Raw genomic sequence first — 19,762 nt, forward strand, 5'->3', positions numbered from 1 at the left:
AACGGTTCGCGGACCGGTGGGTCGGTGACAGGATGCGCTGATGGACGAGATCATCCGCGCCGCCGAGCGCCTGCTGGACACCGGGCTGTCCGAGCCCGTCGACCTGGGCGGGAGCCCCCGCACCAGCGTGCTGCGCTGTCGGACGGCCGACGGACGGAGCGTCATCGTCAAGGCCTACACCGGCGGTCCTGACTCCCTGCGCGGCTTCACCGCGGAGGCCGCCGGGCTCTCGCTCGGCCTGGCCGGCCCGGAGGTGCTCGGAGTCGACCCGGAGGTGCCGCTGCTGGTGCTGGCCGACCTCGGCGACGCGCCGACCCTCGCCGACGTGCTGCTGGGGGACGACCCGAAGGCCGCCGAGGAGGGGCTGCTGGCCTGGGCGCGCGGGCTCGGCCGACTGGCCGTCCGGTCGGTGGACCGGCGCGAGGACCTGACCCGGCTCTGGGAGCGCTACGACAAGGGCATGCCGACTTGGGAGGACGAGCCGTGGATCGCGCGCAACGCCGCCGTGCTCCCCGGCGTCCTCGAAGCCGCTGGCGTCAGTGTGCCGCCCGGCCTCGGCGAGGAGCTCGCCCGGATCGGGACGGCCGGTGCGGAGGAGTACCCGGCGTTCACCCCGGGTGACACCTGTCCGGACAACAACCTGCTCACCCCGGAGGGCCTGCGGCTGCTCGACTTCGAGGCCGCGAGCTACCAGTCGGTGTTCCTGACCGCGGCGTACTGCCGGATGCCGTTCTCCACCTGCTGGTGCGTCTTCGCCCTGCCGGCTGGGCTCGCCCGGCGGGTCGAGGAGGCGTACCGGGCCGAGGTCGTCGCGGCCTACCCGGCGCTGGCCGAGGACGCGGTGTGGGAGGCCGGGATGCGCCAGGCCGTCGCCGTGTGGACGGTGGACGCGACCGCGCGCCTGCTGCCGCGCACGGCCGAGGACGGTCCGCTGCACCGCACCCGGCGGCCGGTGGCGACCAGGCGCCAGCTGCTCAGGCACCGCTGGGAGACGGCGGCGGGCCTCGACGGGTACCCCGCGTTCACGGAGACCATGCGGCGGCTGCTGCGGGAGGTCGCCGACGGCTGGCAGGTCGACCCGCTGCCCGGCTACCCCTGTTTCGCGCGGGAGGGCGGCGTCGGCGACAGCTGACGGGCCGCTCCGGGCGACGGGGATGGCGACGGGGACGGCGACGGCGGTCGGGATGGGCGGAGGCACCCCGGATCAGCCGTACGGGACGACGGCGACCGGGCAGTGCACGTGGTGGATCGCGGCGTGTGCCACCGGGCCGAGATGGTGGCGGCGCAGCGGGGCCCGGTGGCTGCGGCGGCCGACGACGAGCAGCCGGGACGCCGCGGCCGCGTCCACGAGTTCGACGGCGGGCTTGCCCCGGACGAGGTCGGTGGTGACCGCCACCTCGGGGTGGCGCGCCCGCCAGGACTCCAGGGCCTCGGCGAGATCGGCCCGCTGGTTCCCGGCCACCTCGCCCTCCAGCCCGCCGATGGCGCCGTAGGACATGTGCTCGGTGCCGGCCGGCGGGGACCAGACGTGGATGACGCGCAGCGGCGCCGAGCGGAGCGCGGCGGCCTCGAAGGCGAAGGCCAGCACCGGCTCCGCCGGGTGCGCCAGGTCGAGGCCGACCGTCACCGCGCCGCCCGGCTCCTCCTCGCCCGCCCGTACGAGCACCACCGGGCAGGCGGCCCGGCGCAGCACCTCCTGGCTGACCGAGCCGACCAGGAAGCCGCGCAGGGTGCCCAGCCCGCGCGAGCCGAGCACGAGCACGGCGGCGTCCCGGGCGGCGGCCTCCAACGACTCGGCGGGGTCGGTGGTGACGGCCGAGGAGGAGACCGCCACCCCGGGTGCCAGGGTGCGCAACGCGGCCTCGCGCTCGGCGAGCCGGGCCAGGGTCTGCTGGTACCGCTGGTCGCTGCCGACCACGTCGTGCTTCGGCCAGGGCCAGGCCTCGAGGATCTCCAGGGGGAGGCCGCGGCGCCGCGCCTCGGCGGCGGCCCACTCGGTGGCGGCCAGGCTCTCGGGCGAGCCGTCGAAGCCGACGACCACGGATCCGGTCATGGCGTCCTCCTCGGTTCCGCGGTGGATCGAGGCGGTGCCCGGCCGCCTCGGGTGCGGCCCCAGTATCGGCAGTGGGCGCGACCGGCGCCTCCCGAGGAGCGCGTCGGGGGCTTCGGCACGGTGCGGCTGACGTCCGGCGGGTCAGGAAGGCCTGACCCGCCCCGCCCGTCCGCCGGTTCCGCCTCAGGCGCGGAATCGGCGGAAGACGACCACCAGGATGACGGCGGTGAGCGCCAGCAGGATCCCGGCCTCGACGAGCTGGATCGGCACGAGGTGGTCGGCCGGGTGGTACCGGAGCCAGGTGCCGGTGGCTCCGTCGCACCGGTCGGTGAACAGACATGCGTCGGAATCGACGCGGCTGCCGTCCGCCATGACCGCACCCCGGTCGATCAGCCAGGCGTTGGTGGGCTGCGCGACGCCCAGTCCGTTCTTGTCGGGCAGGCCGGTCACCGCGTCCACGACGGGGTGGAAGGACGGTCGGGCCCAGCGGATCACCCCGTGGACGCCCGCGACCAGCGCGCCGGTGAGGAACATCGCGGGCAGCGTCCGGCGCACCAGCCCGCCGACCAGGACGCCCAGCGCCAGCGCGAACAGCGACCAGGCGACCGGCGCGACCCCGAGGGCCGGGTACGTGAAGGACTGGAACGGCGGGTCGAAGGCGACCGGACCGTGCACGATGTCCGTCCACCACACCCAGGTCATCAGCGAGGCGATGACGCCGCTGAAGACCAGCACGGCGAGCGCCGGAACCGCGAGGCGGGCGGCCAGCCAGCGCACCGGGCTGACGGACTGCGCGCGGATCAGCCGGATCGTGCCGCGCTCGTACTCCTGGGCCAGCAGCGGCGCGCCGATGAAGACGCCGATCAGCAGCGGGACGGCGGTGACCGCGGGCTGGAGGACGGAGAGGAACCAGAAGTTCGGCCGGTCGATCGGTGTGAGCAGCGCCCAGCACCCGGTGTCGGACCAGGTCTCGGGGCTGTAGCAGCCGGTGCGCCGCAGGACGCCCACGGTGTGTCGGGAGACGATGTGCAGCCAGAGGAGGTCGGCGGCCACCAGGACCAGCAGTACGGCCAAGGTCCGGAGGACCAGGCGGTTCTGGCGGATCGCCAGCCAGAGCATTCCGCGCAGCCTCGGGGCGGCGGGGCGCGGGCCCGCCGGGGCGGTGGTGCGGTCGGGCAGGACGTTCGTGCTCATGCGGCGGCCTCGTGGTCGGTGTGCCGGTCGTCGGCGGGGTGGGAGCCCGGCTGCGGGTCGGCCGGTGCGCGGAGGTAGCCGAGCAGCAGCTCCTCCAGGCTCGGCCGCTCGCTCTCCCACGGTCCGTCCACCGGCTCCCCGGTGCGGACCAGCACGGTGGCCCGGCGGCCGCCGACGCGCTGCTCGACCACCAGCTCGGCCGGGAGCGCGGCGGCCTCGGCGGGCCCGGTGAGCAGCCGGTGCCCGTCCAGGATTTCGTCCAGGTCGCCGGCCAGCCGGATCCCGCCGAGCTCGACGAGCAGCAAGTGGTCGATGACGCCGTCCAGTTCGGGGAGGATGTGGGAGGAGACCACGATGGTGGTGCCGCGCTCGGCGGCGGCCGACATCAGGGTGCCCATGAGCTGGTGCCGGGCGAGCGGGTCGAGATCGGCCATCGGCTCGTCGAGCAGCAGCAGGTCGGGGAGCTTGCCGAGGGCGAGCGCCAGCGAGACCCGGGTGCGCTGGCCGCCGGAGAGCGAGCCGATTCGCGCCTTCGGCCGCAACTGGCCCTGGTCGACGATGCGTTGGGCCGCCTCCTGGTCCCAGACCGGATTGAGCTCGCGGCCCATCCGCAACGTCTCGGCGACGCTCAGGCCCGGGTAGAGCGGCTTGTCCTGCGCCACGTACGCGACCCGCGCGCGCTGCTCCGGGGTGCCGGACGGCTCGCCGAACACCAGCAACTCACCCTCGGTGGAGGAGAGTTGGCGAGCGGCGAGGGAGAGCAGGGTGCTCTTGCCCGCGCCGTTGGGGCCCACCACGCCGCAGATCCGCCCGGCCGGGACGGTGAAGTCACAGCCGCGCAGGGCCCAGCCGCCCCGGTACCGCCTGCCGAGGCCGACGGCCTCCAGGGCGGGAGTCATGGTCGTCGGGTCTTCCACCCGGTCCCCCCACAGTTCTCAGTTCGGTGTTGCCGGGGAGACCCCGGTGTCGAAACGCTGCTCCAGCACGGAGGCCATCAGCGCGGCGATGTCCTCGCGCTCCAGCCCGGCCTCCCGGGCCCGGTCCACCCAGCCGACCAGCTCCGCGCGCAGCGGACCGTCCGCCGCCGCCTCCGGCCGGGCGAGCGAGCGCCGGACGAAGGTGCCGAGCCCCGGACGGGGCTCGACCAGCCCCTCGCGTTCGAGTTCGCGGTAGGCCTTCAGGACGGTGTTGGGATTGATCGCGGTCAGCTCGACCACCTCGCGGGCGGTCGGCAGCTTGTCCCCGGGCTGCAGCAGTCCGAGCCGCAGGGCCTGCTTGGTCTGCTGCACGATCTGCTGGTAGGTGGAGACGCCGCTGCGCCGCTCGATGCGGTACTCGATCACCGCGTTCAGGCCTTTCACTAGTTCAATAGTGGAATGGTGGCCCACGGCGGCGCAAGGGTCAAGCCGGACCCGGGGGGAGGGGTGGGAGGAACCGGCCCGGTCAGGGGCGTTGGAGCAGGAGCAGGCCGTCCTGGTCGACCAGCCGGCGGTAGCCGAGGCTCTGGTACCGCGTCAGCATGCGGGCGGTGTCGGCGGTGGCGCACGGGGCCCGCACGCTCGGATCGCGCAGGTCGACGGCCACCCACTCCGGGCCGGGCCGGACCGGCTCCCGGCACACCAGGGTGACCTCGGCCCGGTTGGTGAGCTGCGCCGCCAGGCGGTTGGAGGCGGCGACCTCGGCGTCGTCGGGTATCAGCCGGAGCATCGTCCGGATCTCGGTGAGCCGGGGCGAGGTCTGCCAGGCCTCGGGCATCACCACTTCGTGCAGCGGGTAGAGCGGCAGCGTCACCGCCGTCACCAGGGCGCTGACGGCGAGCGCCCGCCGGGCACGCCGCGCCCGGCCGGGGTCGACGGCGCGCGGGCCTCCGAAGCGGCGCAGGGCGTCGACCAGGGCGGCGACCGCGATCGGCATCAGCACCGCGCTGTAGTGGTAACTGACGCCCCAGTAGTGCGGGTTGGCCGAGAACAGTCGCCAGGCCAGGGTCGGTACGCAGAGCAGGAGGAGCGGCGAGCGCAGCCCGAGGAAGCCGGCCGTGGCGGCGAGCAGGAACAGCAGCAGCCACTTGACCGGCGGCCAGCCGAGCCGCAGCGGCAGGGCCCAGAGTGAGGGCTGCCCGCCGCCGTCCAGCTGCTGCCAGTAGTCGAAGCCCCCGCTCGGGTTGAAGGCGGGCAGCACCACGAGCACGGTGAGCGCGGTCGCGGCGAGGCCGACGGCGGCGAGAGTCAGGCCGGGCAGCGGGGTTCGCCGGTCCTGCCGGGCCTGCCGGGCGACCAGCAGGCCGACGGCGGCCACCGTCAGCCCCAGGTCTTCCTTGACCAGCAGCAGTGGCAGCGACCAGAGCGCGGCGGCCAGCGGTCGGCGCCGGCCGAGTGCGGTGGCGGCGAAGGCGAGCAGCGGGACGGCGAAGGCGATCTCGTGGAAGTCGTCGGCCGCCGCCCGGACGATCCCCCAGGAGGCCCCGGTGGCGCAGCCGACGAGCAGCGCCACCCGCGGCCCGGCCACCTCGTGGGCCCAGCGGGTGAGCGGAACGACAGCCAGTGCCATGAGCAGCGCCTGGGTGACCACCAGGGTGAGCGGGGTCGGGAAGGCGCGGTAGGCGGGGGCGAGGGCGGCGATCAGCGGGTGGAAGTGGTCCCCGAGCAGGTCGTAGCCGGGCCCCTTGAGCGGCACGACCGGCGCCCGGAGGTGCGCGTACGCCCGGACGGCCTGCTCGAAGATCCCCAGGTCGTAGGCCTTGGTGAGGCCGCGTCGGTGCCGGTTGGCGGCGACGCAGACGTAGAGCGCGGCGAATCCCGCCGCCAGGCCCCAGGCCAGTGCGGCGGGGTGGCGCGCGAGCCGGGCGAGCCCGGCGGCGCGTCGGAGCGGAGGCGCGGGCGGCAGGGGCCGGGGCGGGCGGTGCGGGGAGAGGGCCAGAGGCATCGGCAAAGTACCCTTTCACTATTCGATTAGTGGAAGGGTGGTGGAAGCCTGAGCGGGCGTCAAGCCGGTGACGCACGCGGGGGCGGCTACCCGCCCGGCTGCCCGTGCCGCAGCAGGGCGTCGACCTCCACCGCCGCGGACAGCAGGTCCCGGTCGCCCATCCGACGTCCGATCAGCTGCAGACCGACCGGAGGGGAGACGGTGACCGGCAGCGGCACCGTCACCGAGGGCAGGCCCGCGGTGGCGGCGGGAGAGGTGTTGCGGATCAGAGTGAAGAAGGTGGGCGCGTCCTGCCCGTTCAGCGGCAGCGAGTCCTCGAACCGGCCGAGCGGCCGGGCGCACACCGGGACGGTCGGGCTCAGGACGGCGTCCAGGCCGTTGCCAGCGAACAGCTCGTCGTAGGCGGCCTGCATCACCCGGCGCTGCGCGAGCGCCCCCTGCAGGGCGGCGGTCCCCGGGTACCCCGGACCGGTGGGCAGCGCGGTTGCCTTGAGCATTCCCCCGATGACGGGATCGCCGACCGCGTCCAGGACCTCGGCCGGGGTGCGCCCGACGCGGTGTTCGTCCAGGTAGCGGCCGAGGGCGGCGGCGAACTCGCCGAAGACGAGGGGGAATCCGATCCGGGCGTCGTACTCGACCAGGTGCGCCGTGTCCACCGGGACCCAGACGTGCCCCGCCACGGCGAGGCCCTCGACGGCCGCCTCCCAGGCGGCGCGGACCGGGCCCTCCAGGTCCTCCGTGAACACGTGCCTCGGCAGGCCCAGCCGGAGCGGGCGTCCCGGTTCCCGCGGGCTTCCGGTCTCCCCGGTGACGAGGGTGTCCAGCGTCAGGAGGCGGTCCAGGGTGTTCGCCATCGGTCCGGGCGTGTCCCGGGTGGGGCACAGCGGGGTGAGGCCCGCCGAGGGGTAGCGGCCGGTGCTGGGGCGCAGGCCGTAGATCCCGTTGAGAGCGGCCGGGATGGTGACGGAACCACCGGTGTCCGAGCCCAGCCCGGCCGCCGCGACGCCCGCCGCCACCGCCGCGGCCGTACCGCCGCTGCTGCCGCCCGCGAACAGGGCCGGGTCGGTGCCGTTGCCGACGGCACCGAAGGTGTGGTTGCAGGAGGTCGCACCCAGCGCCAGCTCGTGCATGTTCGTCTTGCCGAGGACGATCGCCCCCGCCGCGCGCAGCGCCCGGACGACGGGCGCGTCCTCGGCGGGCACGAAGTCTGCCAGCGCGGGAGTGCCCGCGGTGTTGGGCAGGCCCGCGACGTGGACGTTGTCCTTGACGACGACGCACCAGCGCGGGTTCCCGTTCTGATCGCCCCGATCGCTCCGGGCGTCGTGGCGGGCCGCCTCGGCGAGCGCCCCCTCGGCGTCGAGCGTGATGAACGCGTTGAGGTGCGCGGTCGCGGCGGCCCGGTCGAGCGCCGCCGAGACCGTTTCCTGTGCACCGCCCTGACCGGACGTGTCCGGGTCGACCATGAAGTCGTCTCCTCCGTGCTGTGTTGACGTACGTGAACGAGTCCGCCGTGGACGGTAGCGGCGACGCCGCTCCGGGACCACCGGATAACCGGCACGGGGGAGGGCGGCACCGGCGCCCCGCCCGTGCTCCACCGGGGCGGTCGCCCCGCCGAACGGGCCCTTGCCGCGGGCGCTGCGCCTCGCCGGGGCCGCTGCCTCAGTTGCCCGGGACACCGGGTGCAGGACACTGCTGGCATCCGGTGGGTCCGTCGGTGAGGAAGGGTGTCCATGGCTGCGGAGAGTGCGCGGAGAGCCTGGTGGCGCCCCCGGTCCGGTCCGGCGGAGCGGCAACTGGCGCTGGCGGGGCTGTGCGCCCTCGTCTGCCTGGTGACCGGCGGCCTGTGGGTCGGCTACGTCCTGAGCCACCAGGGCGCGCCCGGGATCGCCCAGCCCGCCCACCACCTGGCGGTCCTGGGCTCCGGGCTCGCCGCCGTGGCGGGCGGGGTGCTGCTGCACGCCCACCGCCCGGGCAACCAGCTCGGCTGGGTGCTGCTCGTGTACGGGACGGCGTTGGTCGTCCCGCTCGCCGTCCAGACCCCGGTCTGGGTCGAGGTGGACGACCCGCGGGTGGTCGGGGCGGTGGTGGTCCTGGTGTCGGCCGGGTACACCGTCAGCGGCACGCTGTGGCACGCCCTGCCGCTGTGGCTGCCGTACGGGACGCTGCCCAGCCGCCGGTGGTGGTACGCGATCGGCGCGGTGGGCCTGTGGATCCTTCCCCAGTCCTGCTACTACGTCTACCAGCCCACGGTGTTCGGCCGGCCCAACCCGCTGGCGGACAGCGCCGTCGCCGACTGGCTGCGGACGTTCAACGACCGGCTGCACATCACCCAGCTCATCGTGTTCGTCGTGCTGACCGTCGGGGTGATCGCCGTCCCGCTCGTCCGCACCCGCGGGGTGTCCCGGCAGCGGAGGCTGAACGTGCTGATCGGCCTCGGCGTCTACGTGCTCTGGGACGGCGCCGAACTCGGCTACTACTTCGACGAGCAGAGCACGTCCTCGTACCTCGCGTTCACGGTCGCCTCCGCGCTGTGGACGCTCACCCTGGCCGCCGTCGTCATCCGCGACGGCTCCTGGCGGCTGGACCGGGCGGCCCGCCGGGTCCTGGTCGGCCTGCTCGTCGCCGTCGGGCTGGTCGTGGTGTTCGTGCTGGTGGCCTGCGTGCTCTCCACCATGCTGATGCCCGGGCGGCGCGGCGCCGGGGCGCTGCTGCTGGTCGCCGTGGTCTTCGTGCTCGCGGCGGGCTTGCCCCGGGGCGTGCGCTGGGCCTCCGGCGTCGTCGACCGCTGGTACTACGGCGCGCGGGCGCAGCCGTACCAGGTGCTGCGCAGCCTGGCCGGACGGGTCAGCCAGACCGTCGACCCGCAGGACGTTCCGGCCGTGCTGTGCGCCACCGTCGGGGACGAACTCCGGCTCTCCGGCGTGGCGTTGACTGTCTCCACCCGCGGCGGCGAACGCCCGCTGGCCGCCGTCGGGGACCGCTCGGGCAGCGTGGAGGGCTTCGCCCTGGTCCACCGCGGAGCCGAGATCGGGCGGCTCACCGTCGCCCCGCGCCCCGGCCAGCAGACCCTCGACGACAGCGACCGCGACATCCTGCGCTCGCTGGCCGACCAGGCCGCGCCTGCCGTCGCCTCCCTGCAGCTGATGGAGGACCTCCGGGCCAGCCGCGAGCAGATCGTGGCGGCCCGCGAGGAGGAGCGCCGGCAGCTGCGCCGCGACATCCACGACGGGCTCGGCCCGATGCTGGCCGGTCTGCGGCTGCGGCTGCAGGGGGCGGCCGCGGTGGACGACCCGGCGCTGTTCTCCGGCGCGCTGGAGCGGGTCGGGGACGACCTGGCCTCGGCGGTGCGGGAGGTCCGGCGGATCACCGACCGGCTCGGGCCGACGGCGCTCGGCGACTACGGGCTGTCCCGGGCGCTGGGCCGGCTCGCGGAGACCTTCAGCGGCGCCGACCTCGCCGTCACGGCCCGGCTGGAGCCGGACCCGCTGCCGGAGCTGCCCGCCGCCGTGGAGGTCGCGGTGTACCGGATCGCCGCGGAGGCGCTCAACAACGTGCTGCGGCACGCCCGGGCGAGCAGTGCCACGGTGTCCGTCCGGGTCGACACCGGGGCGCTGGAGCTGGTGGTGGAGGACGACGGACGGGGCCCGGGGCGCAGTTGGCCGGCGCACCCGGGGGTGGGGCTGCGGTCGATGTCCGAGCGGGCCGCGGAGATCGGCGGCAGCTGCACCGTCGACGCCCTGAACCGCGGCACCCGGGTGCACGCGGTGCTCCCGCGCCGGCCCGCGAGCGGCTGACCGGGCCCGGCGGCAGGAGCCCGCCCCCGGCACGACGGGGGTCGGCCGGGGGCCGGACCTTCAGCGGGGACAGGGGTGATCGGCGCGCCGTCAGTTGCAGTTGGGCGGGTTGGGGCACTTGTGGGTGGGCCGGGTGCCGGCGGGGGCTTGTGTGCGCGGGTGCGCGAGGCGGGACCGCCGCCCCGGTCCGGGGCCGCCCTCGCTGCTCCCGATCGGGCACTTGCACGCGCGGACCGCGGCGGCGAGGCTGACGGCGGCGAAGACCGCCGCGGCGCCGGCCGCCAGCAGTGCCGCACTGGCCGTTCTCTGGGGCATGGTGACTCCACGGGGGTTCCGCAGGCCGGTCGGCTCCGACCTGCTCCTCCATGCCACCGCCGGTGCCGCCCCGTCCACACGGGGCAGCGGTCCCGTCCCGGTCCCGCCGAGCGAGTGCGCGGTCACGGTACGTGACGGGGGCCGGACGGTGGGAACCTCTGTTCGAAGCGTATCCGCGCGGACACGTGCCGCAACTCGGCTGCCGCGGCGCGCGGGGTTGGGAGGGGAACGGGTTCGTTCACTAGCATCGGGAGTAGCCCCGTGACCAGGGAAAGCCTGGGACCAGGAAGGGTGACCGAAGAAGGTGCGCAGCCATGATCGCTGAAACGGACGCCGTGCGCGGACCGGTGACGGGCGCCCCACTGCGGCGCCGCGGCGAGGCGCTGGAGAGCGCCATCTACGAGGCGGTGCTCCGGCAGCTCACCACCGACGGCTACGCCCGGCTGACCATGGAGGGCGTGGCCGCCGCGGCGCAGACCGGCAAGGCCGCGCTCTACCGGCGCTGGTCCTCCAAGGAGGAGCTGGTGATGGACGCGCTGCGGGCCAGCCTGCCGCCGGGCGGGCCCGCCCCCGACACCGGCAGCCTGCGCGGGGACCTGCTGGAGGTGGTCGCCAGGCTGCGTGCCGCCATGTTCAGCGAGCTGGGCGCCGCCGTCCGGGCCATCATGAGCGAGCTCGACCACCAGCGGGCGCACGCCTTCGTGGCGATCGTCTTCGAGCGGGTGGTCGAGCCGACGACCGCGCTGATCGCCGAGGTGCTCGACCGGGGCATCGCGCGCGGCGAGGTCCGCCCGGGGGCGGTCACCCCGCTGGTCACCGACGTGGTGCCGGCGCTGATGCTGTACCGGATCAAGATGTGCGGCGGGGACGTGGTGCAGCTCGACCCGGAGGAGATCGTGGACGAGGTGCTGCTGCCGATCGTCCGCCCCTGACGGTGCCGTGAGCGGTGCTCCGGTGTTCACGCCCCGCTGTGGCGGAGCATCTCCTCGCGCTCGACGACCTTGACCCGCTCGCGCCCCTCGGCCTCGCCGAGTGCCCGCTCGTGGGCATCGAGCAGCTGCCAGCCCGCCCAGGTGGTGTACCGGACGCCCTGGCCGCGCAGGTGCTCCTCGACCGCGGCCCGGTCCGGCTCGACGGCGCCGGGCAGGCGGCCCGCCGCGTGGTCGGCCAGCAGGCAGGCGACGGTCTCGTTGGCGTCGCCCTTGGTGTGGCCGATCAGGCCGACCGGACCGCGCTTGATCCAGCCGGTGACGTAGGTGGCGGTGCGGTGCGAGCCGTCGCCGTCGAGGACCCGGCCGGCCTCGTGCGGGACGGTGCCCGAGACCGGGTCGAAGGGCAGCTTGGGCAGCTCGTCGGAGTAGTAGCCGACGGCCCGGTAGACCGCCTGCACGTCCCAGTCGGTGAATCGGCCGGTGCCGCGCACGTTGCCGGTGCCGTCCAGCTCGGTGCGCTCGGTGCGCAGCCCGACCACCCGGCCGTCCTCGCCGAGGACCTCCACCGGGGACTCGAAGAAGTGCAGGTGGATCCGGTGCGGGCGGTCCCCGGTGTCGCGGATCGCCCAGTTCTCCAGGGTCGCCGCGACCAGGTCGACGTGCTTGACCGCGCGGCGCTCGGCGATCGAGCCGGCGTCGTACTCGATGTCCTCGGGGTCGACGATCACCTCGATGGTGGGGGAGTGGTCCAGCTCCCGCAGCTCCATCGGGCTGAACTTGGCCTGGGCCGGGCCGCGACGGCCGAAGACGTGCACCTCGCGGGCGCGGTTGCGCTGGAGGCCCGCGTGGACGTTCGCGGGGATCTCGGTGGGCAGCAGCTCCTCGGCGGTCTTGGCGAGGATCCGGGCCACGTCCAGCGCGACGTTGCCGACGCCCAGCACCGCGACCTTCTCGGCCTCCAGCGGCCAGGTGCGCGACACGTCCGGGTGCCCGTCGTACCAGGAGACGAAGTCGGCCGCGCCGTAGGAGCCGTCCAGCCCGATGCCGGGCAGGTCCAGCGCGCGGTCGGCCATCGCGCCGGTGGCGAAGACCACGGCGTCGTAGAACCGGTGCAGGTCGTCCAGGGCGAGGTCGGAGGGGTAGTCGACGTTGCCGAACAGGCGGACCTGCGGCTTGTCGAGCACCTGGTGCAGGGCCGTCACGATGCCCTTGATGCGTGGGTGGTCGGGCGCGACGCCGTAGCGGATCAGACCGAACGGGGCGGGCATCCGCTCGAACAGGTCGATCGAGACGCCGGGCGTCTGGGCGGCGTCGGACTTCAGCAGGGCGTCGGCGGCGTAGATGCCGGCGGGGCCGGCACCGACGATCGCGACTCTGATCGGGCGGGGCATGCGGGGTCCTCCGGTCGGGCGCAGCGGGAGGTGGTCTGGACCCTTGCAGCCAACCCGGAGGTGGGGCGGGGGTGTAGCCGGTTCCGGTCTATGACGTCATAGAGAGGACCTATGGGTGGGCGGCCGGTCCGGGCGGGTGCCCGGGCCGACCGCGCGGCGTCCTCAGCTCCCGTCGGAGGGGGCCTGTGCCGGTACGGCGGTGCCGGTGCCGCCGGTTCCGCCGCCGGTTCCGCCGCCGGTTCCGCCGTCGGTGATGCGGGCGGCGGAGGCCTCGAAGAAGCGCAGCAGCTCCACCGGGAACGGCAGCACCAGCGTGGAGTTCTTCTCCGCCGCGACCTCGACCACCGTCTGCAGCAGCCGCAGCTGCATCGCCGCCGGAGTCTCGGCCATCTTGGTGGCCGCCTCGGCGAGCTTGGCCGCGGCCTGGAACTCGCCGTCGGCGGTGATGATCCGGGCCCGGCGCTCGCGGTCCGCCTCGGCCTGGCGGGCCATCGAGCGCTTCATCGAGTCGGGCAGGCTGACGTCCTTGATCTCCACCCGGTCGATGTGCACGCCCCAGCCGGTCGCCGGGCTCTCGAGCATGACCTCCAACCCCTGGTGCAGGTTCTCTCGGCCGGAGAGCAGGTCGTCCAGCTCGCTCTTGCCGATGATGGAGCGCAGCGAGGTCTGGGCGACCTGCAGCATGGCGAAGGCGTAGTTCTGCACGTCCACGGTCGCCTTGATCGGGTCGATCACACGGAAGTACAGCACCGCGTCGACACTGACCGACACGTTGTCCTTGGTGATGCCCTCCTGCGCGGGCACCGGCATGGTGACGACCTGGACGTTGACCTTGCGCATCCGGTCCAGCACCGGCAGCAGCATGGTGAGGCCCGGCTCGCGGACCCGCCCGCGCACCCGGCCGAGCCGGAAGACCACACCGCGCTCGTACTGCTGCACCACCCGCACGCCGGTCACCAGCCAGAGCAGGAGCACCACGGCGACGATCACGACAACTGGCACGATTCCGACCTCCCCCCGTCGCGGCGCAGCCGGGCCGGGACCGGAGTGGCCCTGTCGCACGGTGCGAGCCGCGCAGGACAGTATGCGCTCGGGGTGCCGGGCGTGACAGGCGTGTGCGCAGGGGTTTTGACGGATTTTCGGCGGGCCGGTCCTCCCGGGGGCCGGCAGGGCTCCCCGGTCGCCGGTGGCCCTCAGTGGGCGGCGGCCCGCTCGGGCTCCCGGACGGCCGGGGCCGGGGCCGGTTCGCCGCGGCGCGGTCGGCCCGCCACCGCGTTGAGCGCCGCGACGGCCAGGCCCAGGCCGAGCGCGACCAGCCAGGCGCGCCGCTGGTCGAGGTGCGGGCCGGCCGCGACCGAGGCGAGCACGGCCACCCCCAGGGTGTTGCCGAGCTGCCGGGAGGTGGTGGCCAGGGCGGAGGCCACGCCCGCCTGCTGCGGCGGCAGACCGGTCACCGCGGTGTGGGTGATCGGCGGGTTGACCAGGCCGATCCCCAGCCCGAGCACGAGGTACCCGGCGGCGTACGGCAGGTAGGCGTCGCCCCCGGACGCCAGCGCGAGCCGCCCGGAGCCCAGGGCCAGCAGCAGCCCGGAGCCCGCCAGCAGCCGGCGCGCCCCGACCACGTGGAGCATCCGGCCGCTCAGCGGCGACACCACGACGATCGCCAGCGTCGCCGGGAGCAGCGCGAGCCCGGTCTCCAGCGCGGAGGCGTGCCGCTGCTGCTGCCAGTACGCGCTGGACACGAACAGGAAGCCGGCCAGGATCGCGAAGACCAGCACCGCGCTGACCGTGGCGGCGGTGAAGGTCGGGCGGCGCAGCAGCGCGAGCGGGAACACCGGGTGCGCACGGCGCCGTTCGAACCTCGTCTGGCACCCGCGCCGGGACCAGGACCCGCTGCTGCGGCTGCTGCGCGAGAGCCTGGGCGCGCTCGCCGCGGAGCTCACGGGGGAAGGGGACGAGCCGCCGCACTGATTCCGAGATCCGGGGCGGTGCGCAACGACACGCACGGGCCGTGCTGTTGCTCGACTTGCCGCAGGCCGGGCGCTTGGATGGGTCCGCCCTGGTCAACCGGACGGACCCGTACCGGATTCCGCCCGGACGCGGCCCGAACGCCCCGGCAAGCCGAGGAGTCACCACCGTGCACGACACCCCCGACCCCGCCGTCGTGGCCCGCCGGATCGCCGAACGGTGCGAGCAGCTGGGCTTCAGCGAGGAGGAGCTGGCACGTCGGGCGGCGATGGCTCCCCGCTACCTGCGGCACCTGCTGGAAGCCGGTCCGGGCTTCGACCCGGCGGGCTTCGTCCGGATCGCCGCCGCCCTCGGCAGCAGCAGCGACGAGCTGCTGTCCGGGCGGGCCGACGCCCCGCCGGGAGAAGGCGGCCCCGGGCCCCGCCCCCGGCTGCAGAACCTCACCGATGCCGAGTGCTGGGAGCTGGTCGGCACCCACGGGGTCGGGCGGATCGGCCTGTCCGTCGAGCCGGGCCCAGTGGTCCTGCCCGTCAACTACGTGGTCGACCAGGCGTCCTTCGCCTACCGCACCGGCGAGCACGACGCCACCGCCCCGGACGAGGGCAGCGCGGTCTCCTTCCAGGTCGACCGCATCGACGAGTACCTCGGGCGCGGCTGGAGCGTCCTCGCCCTCGGCCCGGCCCACTACGTGGACGACCCGGCCGAACTCGAACGCCTGGCCGGTCTCCCCGGCGCCTCGCCGTGGGCGGGCGGCGACCGGCCGCGCTGGGTGCGGATCCGCCCGCAGGAGATCAGCGGCCGCCGCCTGGTCACGGGCTGACGTCCGTCGACCGTACGGTCATCCGACGGACGCGCCCCATCGTGGACCACCCCCGGAGGATCCACAGCCCTCCCGCTGCCGTTACCGCTGTCGTGTGGTCGGTGCGGATCGACACCCTGCGGAAGGTGTGTCGGAGGGCCGCAGGCCGTCCCCCGGGCCATAACTAGAAAATATGCCTGGCTGGAAGCTGTCCTTCTGCGCGACTGCCGCCGGCCTGGTGCTGGCCGGATCGCTCGCCGGTCCGTCGCCGGCTCGTTCGGAAACGACTTCCCGGCGGTGCGGTGCAACGTGGTGCCCGGCATCGGCGAGCTGTTCGTGATGCCGGCCCTGACCATGTCGGGCCCCTGCGACATCGTGCTCTGGGAGGCCGTGCCGGGCGGCCCGGCGGACGCCTTCGACGGGGTCCGAGACCCGGCCGAACACCTGCGGGTGACGCTGGAGTTGATGAAGACCTTCACACCTTCGGAGTGCGACCGCACCCGGTCCGGTGTCGAACTCACCGACAGCGGAGGCATCCTGGCCGGCCGCTTCACCCCGGTGGTCCGTCGCCCGGTCGGCGAACTGCCGGGCGGCGGCGCGGTGCTGGGCGTCGCGGTCGTGGTCGTCACCAACGACCCGATCACCGGCCAGGGCGCCAACAACGCCGCCAAGTGCGCGGCGGTCTACCTGGAGGCGATCCTCGCCCACGGCGACAAGCCCTTCGACCGGGACTTCCAGCAGGCCGCCTTCGACGCCTTCTGGGAGACCGCGGGCCCGGTCACCACCTGGTCCAACGCGATGCTCGCCCCGCCGCCCCCGTTCGTCCTCGACCGGCTCGTCGCGGCGGGCGGACACCAGGCGGTGGCCGACCGGTTCGCGAACAACTTCAACGACCCGGCGGACGTGGAGCGGTGGTACCTCGACGCGGACAAGGCGGCCGCCTACCTGGCCTCGGTCACGGGGGAGGGATGAGCCGGCAACCGATCCGATAACCGAACGGTCAAATCTTCCCAAGTCCCGTGCGAAGGCACGTCGATCATGGTGGGTTCGTGTCAACCCCTCACCGAAGGGGGTATTCGGCTCGGAACACGAGCGGTACGGACAGACGGACAACAGGAGACACGTGGTGGCGGTCGACGGGGGCAACATGGCCCAGGCTGTGATCGATACGGCGTACAACGAGCGCAAGCGGCTGCACACCGGCCGCAGCCGGACCACCGCCGTGGTCGTCCTGGGGCTCCTGGCCGCGGTCGGGCTCTTCCTGGCCCTGGTGGTCGGCAAGTCGGACCCGGACTCCCCTCCCACCTGCGACGGCCACACCATGACCCGGCACAGCGAGTGCCGGATCTGGTCCAACCACGGCGGCGGGGGCACCTACTCCTACGACGAGATGATCGACCGCCGGGAGTCCTCGAACGGCACGTGGCGGGTCGTCGGCTTCGGCGGCGCCGCCCTCGCCCTCGTCCTGATGGCGGTCTCCTTCAACAAGCTGAACCCGAACCGCCCCTGGGGCACCCCGGTCAGCGCCGCCTGCCCGCGCTGCCGGGAGCTGAACCTGCGGGAGAAGCTCACCGTCCACAGCGTCACCAAGGGGCGTACCACCTACCGCTACAGCGGCATCGTCACCCTCTGCACCCCGGCCTGCGGCTTCTCCACGATCCGCCAGCGCTGACCCGCCCCGGCCGCGCGGGCGCCGCCCCGGACGGGGCCCGAATAGGCCGTCCGGCTCCCACCTACTACGCTCGATCCCGATCGAACACACGATGGGGTGGACCGAGTGAGCAGGTGGGAGCGGGCGCTGGACGCGGCCGACGTACACGACCCGGGGCTGCGGGCCGACTACGACCGACAGCGCCGACAGGTCACCCGGTACAAGCGGGAGGTCACGCTGGCGGCCGGCCTGCTGCTGCCGGACCGCATGGTCCCGCCCGTGATCGCGGCAGCCGCCTTCATGCACCGCACCGACACCCTCCTCGACAGCGGCCCGCTCCCCGAGCGCCGGGCCGCGTCCGCCCGCTGGCAGCGGGAGGTCACCGCGAGCCTCGTCGCCGGGCGCACCGACAACCCCGAGCTGCGCCCCCTGCTGCACAGCATCGGCGCGCACCCCGTCCTGCGCGACCGGGTGCTGGACTTCCTCGCCGCGACCGACGCGGACCTCGACTTCACCGGGTTCGCCACCGAGGAGGAGTACCAGGCCTACGTGGACGGGTACTCGCTGCCCGGCTTCATGGTCGTCGCCGCACTGCTCGGCCCGGACGGCGACCAGAGCGCCTACCGCGCCCGCTGCCGCACCTACATCGACGCCAGCCAGCGACTCGACTTCGTCAACGACCTCGCCGAGGACCTGGCCGAGGGGCGGCTGACCATCCCCGAGCAGACCCTGAGGGAGCACGGCGTCACCCGGGACGACCTGGAACAGGCCCGCGACCTGCCGCCGGTACGGGCGCTGCTCGGCCGGCTGCTCGACCGGGTCGACCGCACCCTCGCCGAGGGCCGGGAGGTCGTCGACCTGGTGCCGGCCGCCCACCGGCCGATGGTCCGGTGCATCGTCGGGGTGGACGAACTCGTCAGCGCCGCCGCCCGCGCCGACCGGGGCGCGCTGCTGCGCCGCTCCGCGAGCCCCGCCAAGGGTGCCGCGCTGCGGCTGCTCGCCCGGGAGTACCTCCGGGCCCGGCGGCTGCGCGGCTGACGGGACCGGTCGTGTCCGCCGACCTGTGGGCGCAGTCGTCTACGCGCGTCACATGGCTGACGTTTCGTCAGAAGCCGGTCCGGGTAGGTGAATCGGGTCCGCAGCGGGGAGCGGGCGGGGACGGCCGCCCCGCGAGATCGCGACCGGGGGCGGGTCCGGTGGGCGAACTCTACCCCGGCCGACACATCTTGAACGCATCCACCCCCCTGGCCGTCGTCCAGTGCCTGCCGCGCCCGAATCCGGACGTGGCGGGCGACAGGCGCGCTGTCCTGCGCGTGTCCTGCACGTGTCCTGGACGCGATTGTCGTCACCGAACGTCTCGCCCTGGCGTCGCTGCGTATCCGGAGAGGCCGCATCTGTGGTGCCTGTGTTCAGGAAGATAACGAAAATGTCCCACGTGATCACGTCTTGGATTTACTTCTTGACTCCATCTGGCATGTGCGGGTTGACTCCTCCCACCCCGCCGCACTGTCGCGGCGACGTCAGGGAGGCACCCCCACCATGAACGCAACGATGCGTCGCGCCGTTATCGCCACCGCAGCCGTCTCGATGGCCCTGTCCATGGCCGCCTGCGGCAAGGCCGGCGGCGACAAGAAGGACTCCGCCGCCTCCGGCGACACGAAGTCCATCGGCCTGCTGCTGCCCGAGAACGCGTCCTCGACCCGTTACGAGTCCTTCGACCGCCCGTTCATCGAGGCGAAGGTCAAGGCCCTGTGCGCGGACTGCAAGGTGCTCTACAACAACGCCGAGGGCAGCGCGTCGAAGCAGAAGCAGCAGTTCGACACCCTGATCGCCCAGGGCGTGAAGGTCATCGTCCTGGACGCCTTCGACGCCACCTCCACCCAGGCCTGGGTCAAGGAGGCCGCCGCCAAGGGCGTCAAGGTCGTCGCCTACGACCGCCTGGCCACCGGCCCGGTCGCCGCCTACGTCTCCTTCGACAACGAGAAGGTCGGCGAACTCCAGGGCCAGGCCCTGGTCGACGCCCTCGCGGGCAAGGCCGCCGACGCCAACGTCGTCATGATCAACGGCGACGACGCGGACCCGAACGCCGGCCAGTTCAAGGCGGGCGCGCACAAGGTGCTCGACGGCAAGGTGAAGAAGGTCGTCTACGAGCAGTCGGGCGAGTGGAAGCCCACCGTCGCCGGCCAGAAGATCGGCGCCGCGATCACCGAGCTCGGCAAGGACGGCTTCCAGGCCGTCTACTCCGCCAACGACGGCATGGCCGGCGCCATCATCACCCAGCTCCAGGGCGCGGGCATCAAGGTCCCGGTCGGCGGCCAGGACGCCGGCCTCGACGCCGTCCAGCGCCTCGTCAGCGGCGACCAGGCCTACACCATCTACAAGGCGTACAAGCCGCTCGCCGAGAACGCCGCCGAGCTGGCCGTCGACCTCCTGCAGGGCAAGGACGTCAAGTCCGTGGCCTCCTCCAGCGTCGACAGCGCCACCGACAAGGGCATCCCGGCCAAGCTGCTCGACCCCAAGGTCGTCACCAAGGCCAACATCAACGACACCGTCATCGCCGACGGCCTCTACAAGGTCGCCGACATCTGCACCGCGGACTACGCCGCCGCCTGCGCCGCCGCCGGCCTGAAGTAACACCGCCGGGCGGAGCTCCCCACCTCCCCGGGGAGCACCGCCCGCCCCGGGCGGCGGGCCCAGTGCCCGCCCCGGCAACCCCTTTTCGACGCTCACCCGCCCGCCCCGC

Annotated in this window: 17 protein-coding genes and 1 pseudogene; 8 read left to right on the top strand and 10 right to left on the bottom strand. The window is 74.0% G+C overall.

Translation table 11 applies throughout. The features are described 5' to 3' along the window. The first annotated feature begins 40 nt into the window (after nt 1–40). Nucleotides 41–1,132 (top strand): hypothetical protein, encoded by a 1,092-nt coding sequence (locus tag ACZ3TI_RS19605; protein WP_465727732.1) that lies wholly within the window; start codon nt 41–43, stop codon nt 1,130–1,132. Between the two features lie 72 nt (nt 1,133–1,204). On the opposite strand, the gene ACZ3TI_RS19610 is transcribed toward ACZ3TI_RS19605, so the two are convergent. From ACZ3TI_RS19610 to ACZ3TI_RS19635, 6 genes are all read right to left on the bottom strand, one after another. After that, nucleotides 1,205–2,053, bottom strand: coding sequence for a universal stress protein (locus ACZ3TI_RS19610; protein ID WP_465727734.1), 849 nt, complete (start codon nt 2,051–2,053; stop codon nt 1,205–1,207). A 183-nt stretch (nt 2,054–2,236) separates the two neighbouring features. Next, nucleotides 2,237–3,247 (bottom strand): hypothetical protein, encoded by a 1,011-nt coding sequence (locus ACZ3TI_RS19615; protein ID WP_465727736.1) that lies wholly within the window; start codon nt 3,245–3,247, stop codon nt 2,237–2,239. After that, nucleotides 3,244–4,146 carry an ATP-binding cassette domain-containing protein gene (locus ACZ3TI_RS19620; protein ID WP_465727738.1) on the bottom strand — a complete coding sequence of 301 codons (903 nt, stop codon included), beginning with the start codon at nt 4,144–4,146 and terminating at the stop codon, nt 3,244–3,246. Before ACZ3TI_RS19620 ends, ACZ3TI_RS19615 begins: the two co-directional genes overlap by 4 nt. A 36-nt stretch (nt 4,147–4,182) precedes the next feature. Next, a complete protein-coding gene (locus ACZ3TI_RS19625; protein WP_363574366.1) occupies nt 4,183–4,590 on the bottom strand; it encodes a GntR family transcriptional regulator in 408 nt (135 codons plus the stop codon). 100 nt (nt 4,591–4,690) lie between these two features. After that, complete coding sequence (locus ACZ3TI_RS19630; protein ID WP_465727740.1) at nt 4,691–6,169, bottom strand: DUF2079 domain-containing protein; 1,479 nt, start codon at nt 6,167–6,169, stop codon at nt 4,691–4,693. A gap of 86 nt (nt 6,170–6,255) precedes the next feature. After that, nucleotides 6,256–7,632: an amidase family protein gene (locus ACZ3TI_RS19635; protein WP_465727742.1), complete on the bottom strand. Its 1,377-nt coding sequence runs from the start codon at nt 7,630–7,632 to the stop codon at nt 6,256–6,258. A gap of 267 nt (nt 7,633–7,899) precedes the next feature. Here ACZ3TI_RS19635 and ACZ3TI_RS19640 point away from each other — a divergent pair, with 267 nt between their 5' ends. Further along, on the top strand, nt 7,900–9,963 hold the full coding sequence (locus ACZ3TI_RS19640) for a sensor histidine kinase (RefSeq protein WP_465727744.1): 2,064 nt from the start codon (nt 7,900–7,902) through the stop codon (nt 9,961–9,963). Between the two features lie 90 nt (nt 9,964–10,053). Here the strand turns inward: ACZ3TI_RS19640 and ACZ3TI_RS19645 are convergent, their stop codons facing one another. Then, entirely contained in the window at nt 10,054–10,278 is a 225-nt protein-coding gene (locus ACZ3TI_RS19645) for a hypothetical protein (protein ID WP_465727746.1), read from the bottom strand. 314 nt (nt 10,279–10,592) lie between these two features. Between ACZ3TI_RS19645 and ACZ3TI_RS19650 the strand changes: the two genes are divergently transcribed. After that, entirely contained in the window at nt 10,593–11,210 is a 618-nt protein-coding gene (locus ACZ3TI_RS19650) for a TetR-like C-terminal domain-containing protein (protein ID WP_465727748.1), read from the top strand. A 26-nt stretch (nt 11,211–11,236) separates the two neighbouring features. On the opposite strand, the gene ACZ3TI_RS19655 is transcribed toward ACZ3TI_RS19650, so the two are convergent. The 3 genes from ACZ3TI_RS19655 to ACZ3TI_RS19665 all read right to left on the bottom strand — a co-directional run bounded on the left by ACZ3TI_RS19655 (nt 11,237) and on the right by ACZ3TI_RS19665 (nt 14,544). After that, complete coding sequence (locus ACZ3TI_RS19655) at nt 11,237–12,601, bottom strand: FAD-dependent oxidoreductase (RefSeq protein ID WP_465727750.1); 1,365 nt, start codon at nt 12,599–12,601, stop codon at nt 11,237–11,239. Between the two features lie 162 nt (nt 12,602–12,763). Beyond that, entirely contained in the window at nt 12,764–13,603 is an 840-nt protein-coding gene (locus ACZ3TI_RS19660; protein WP_465727752.1) for a slipin family protein, read from the bottom strand. 191 nt (nt 13,604–13,794) lie between these two features. Beyond that, the gene (locus ACZ3TI_RS19665) at nt 13,795–14,544 is read right to left on the bottom strand and encodes an MFS transporter (RefSeq protein WP_465727754.1); all 750 of its coding nucleotides are present in this window, start codon (nt 14,542–14,544) and stop codon (nt 13,795–13,797) included. A gap of 194 nt (nt 14,545–14,738) precedes the next feature. Here ACZ3TI_RS19665 and ACZ3TI_RS19670 point away from each other — a divergent pair, with 194 nt between their 5' ends. The 5 genes and pseudogenes from ACZ3TI_RS19670 to ACZ3TI_RS19690 all read left to right on the top strand — a co-directional run bounded on the left by ACZ3TI_RS19670 (nt 14,739) and on the right by ACZ3TI_RS19690 (nt 19,653). Next, the gene (locus tag ACZ3TI_RS19670; protein WP_465727756.1) at nt 14,739–15,389 is read left to right on the top strand and encodes a helix-turn-helix domain-containing protein; all 651 of its coding nucleotides are present in this window, start codon (nt 14,739–14,741) and stop codon (nt 15,387–15,389) included. A gap of 264 nt (nt 15,390–15,653) precedes the next feature. Then, nucleotides 15,654–16,340 (top strand): annotated as a pseudogene (locus tag ACZ3TI_RS19675) (styrene monooxygenase/indole monooxygenase family protein); the annotation flags it as partial. Between the two features lie 154 nt (nt 16,341–16,494). Further along, nucleotides 16,495–17,040: a hypothetical protein gene (locus ACZ3TI_RS19680; RefSeq protein ID WP_465727758.1), complete on the top strand. Its 546-nt coding sequence runs from the start codon at nt 16,495–16,497 to the stop codon at nt 17,038–17,040. A 105-nt stretch (nt 17,041–17,145) separates the two neighbouring features. Then, a complete protein-coding gene (locus ACZ3TI_RS19685; RefSeq protein ID WP_465727760.1) occupies nt 17,146–18,057 on the top strand; it encodes a phytoene/squalene synthase family protein in 912 nt (303 codons plus the stop codon). A gap of 501 nt (nt 18,058–18,558) precedes the next feature. Then, on the top strand, nt 18,559–19,653 hold the full coding sequence (locus ACZ3TI_RS19690; protein WP_465727762.1) for a sugar ABC transporter substrate-binding protein: 1,095 nt from the start codon (nt 18,559–18,561) through the stop codon (nt 19,651–19,653). The last annotated feature ends 109 nt before the right edge of the window (nt 19,654–19,762 follow it).

This window comes from Kitasatospora sp. NPDC023120 (assembly GCF_055560835.1).